The organism is Petrotoga halophila DSM 16923 (genome assembly GCF_002924615.1).
The window spans coordinates 1-2976 of record NZ_JALY01000014.1; the positions used below are offsets into that span (position 1 = coordinate 1).

Genomic DNA, 2976 nt, shown 5'->3' on the forward strand with positions numbered 1-2976 from the left:
GATCCTTTCTATTTGCAAAAGGAATTGCTAGATACCAAACTCAAAGCTATACTAGACGAAAGAGAAAAATTAATTGCCGAACAAAATGAATTACAAAAACTTTTAGACCAAATTTCACAAGAAAGTACAAAGTTAATGGCTCAAAGAGAAGAATTAGAAAAGTTAAATCAAGAATATCAACAAAAAATTGATCAATACAACGATTACAACACAAGAATAAATACCTTAGCCAATTGGCTCGCTAGATCAACCCCTCAACAAATTGCCAATGCTTTAAGTAGAGAAGAAGTAAGTGTGGAATTACTAGTTGATGCACTTGCAACCCTTGAATCAAAATCAGCCGCTGAAATACTGCAAGCCCTTGCGCTTGTTAACCCACAAAAAGCTGCTGAAGTAATTGCCAAAACGGGAGAAAAAAGGAGCGAATAATTTTGAATATTGCCTTAACTGATCTTATAACAAATTTACCTAAATCAAAAAACATTAATCATTTTACTGCGAATGCCTCTAATGCTAAAATAGAATCCTTCGATCAAAAACTTCAAGATATTTTTAGCAACATAGAAGAAGAAAGTCTTGGTTTTAAAAACTCTCCTATGCCTGAAAAAGAAGTGATAAATAATGATAAAAACAACGATTCTATCAAACTTTTAATTAAAACCGACGAAAAAACAAATAATAAGTCATCGATCACACTGAATACGATTGATTCGAAAGATTTAATAATTTCAAACACTAAAAAAAACAAAAAGATTCAATTGAACGTCGATCAATTACTCTTACTCATAGAAACTTTTACTAAAAACACTAAAGACATCAATGAAAAGGAATTATTAATTCAAGCTCAAAAAATATTATCCTCCTCTAAAACGGAGTTTACAGATGATGACATAGAGGTATTACAAAAAGCTTTTAGCATTATTATAAAAGAAAGAAAGGGTAGTAATAGTGAAATACCTCTAGAAGGTTTAATCAAGTATTCTAATTCCATAGAAGAAAGTCCCAATATTATGTTACAAAACAGCCTCCATTCAAAAGGTTCACAAGAAGCCAATCAGATTGTCAACTCTGATATCCAAAAATTATTATCTAGAATAGAAGAAAGCTTAAAAAGAACAAAAAACAAAAATGAAATTAATACACTAGAGCAAGCTCAAAAAATATTATCCTCCTCTAAAACACAACTTACAGAAGAAGACAAAGAGGTACTACAAAAAGCATTTAACATTATCATGAAAGAAAATAAGGCTAGTAATAGTGAAATAACTGAGGAAAGTCCCTCCACTATGTCACAAAACAACCTCCATTCAAAAGGTTCAAAAGAAACCAATCAGATTGTTGATCCTGATATTCAAAAATTATTATCTACAATGGAAGAAAGCTCAAAAAACGTAGAAAACAAAAATGAAACCAATACATTAGAGCAAGCTCAAAAAATACTCTCATCTTTTAAAACAGAATTTACACCTGACGAATTAAATATAATTAAAACTGCTATGGATATAATTAACACCAATAATTCAAAGACGGGAAACTCTTTATCAAGCATAATTGAAGAAACAAATCTCATAAACAATTCCTTGATTAAGGGAAACACCAATGAAATAAAGAATAATAAAAATGAGAATAATGATTCTATAAAATCAAAACAATTTGATTCAAAAGTGGATCTTTTAAATACAAAAAACAACTTCGGTAAGAATGTATATTTAGACCCTTATGAAACCAGAGAAAGCAATACAAATAAAGATAAAAAATCAGAATTACAAAAAGATAATACAGTAAAACTTACACCATCCAGTAATTTAGGAGACGTCAGCAAGAATTTAGATATCGAACAATTAAAAACCAATCCAAGCACTAATGAAATAGATTTAAAATCCCTACAAATCAACAAAAATAATATACGAGACGGTATCCCTACAACTAATCTAAAAGATTTAAACGCTCAAATAAAGGAAGTAATTATTTCTAAAAACACTCAAACTTTTCTAAACGAAAGTTTCTCAGTCAAAATATCTCCTCCAGACTTAGGAAAAGTTGATATTCAAATCTTAAAAAACGGGCAAGCTGTAACTGTTAATATATCAACGGAAACAGAAAATGCAAAAAATATTATATCAAAAACATTACAGTCTTTAGTTGGAAATTTAAGGGATGAAGGATACCAACCCATCAATATAAAAGTGAATGTCACACAAGAAGAACATTATTTAGCCGATCAAAATCAACAACAGCAACAAGAGCAAGAGCAGAAAAAATACAATGAAGATAACCAGAATGACGATCAGCCAGAAGAAGGCACCTACTACACCTTTGATGATTATTTAAGGAGTGATTTGAATGCTTAACTCAGTATCGATGGATTCTATATATCAAAGTACATATGATGCAAAAAAGGACAGAGAAATCAAAAAAGAATTAGACAAAGAAGCTTTTTTAGAACTGCTGGTTACAGAATTACAAAACCAGGATCCGACTCAACCGATGGAGAACAAAGATCTTGTAGCTCAGCTTTCTCAACTATCTTCCACTGAACAAATAACCAATATGAGCCAGGCAATTCAAGAAATGGTTAACTCCCAAATGTCGCTCAATAAATTGCAAGCTGCAAGCTTGATAGGAAAAACCGTTGTGGTGAATGACAACACGATTGTCTTGCAAAGTGGGGTAGCAGAAGGATTAAACTATGGATTAGACAACAGCTCCCAAGTATATTTAGAGATTTATGATTCAAAGGGACAAGTAGTTTACACAGAAGATTTGGGTGTGCAGGAAGCAGGGTTACACTCATATGTTTGGAGCGGAAGAAACAGCGATGGAATTATGATGCCTGATGGAGAATATCTCTATGGAATTTACACAGTAGAAAATGGCCAAATGGTTTCAAACTCTGGTGTAAAAAGTGGAACTGTCGAAGCGGTGAAGTTCTTAGACAAAGAACTTAACCTAATTATACAACGGTGAAATGTATAT

General features: G+C 31.6%; 3 protein-coding genes. All 3 read left to right on the forward strand.

Annotation, left to right across the window (positions count from 1 at the left end):
- On the forward strand, positions 1-429 hold a 429-nt coding region (locus AA81_RS14085; RefSeq protein WP_211292615.1), incomplete at its 5' end, for a MotE family protein.
- Positions 430-431: 2 nt separating this feature from the next.
- Positions 432-2351, forward strand: coding sequence for a flagellar hook-length control protein FliK (gene fliK, locus AA81_RS00650; RefSeq protein WP_103897892.1), 1920 nt, complete (start codon positions 432-434; stop codon positions 2349-2351).
- Entirely contained in the window at positions 2344-2967 is a 624-nt protein-coding gene (locus tag AA81_RS00655) for a flagellar hook assembly protein FlgD (RefSeq protein WP_103897893.1), read from the forward strand. Before fliK ends, AA81_RS00655 begins: the two co-directional genes overlap by 8 nt.
- Positions 2968-2976: the final 9 nt, after the last annotated feature.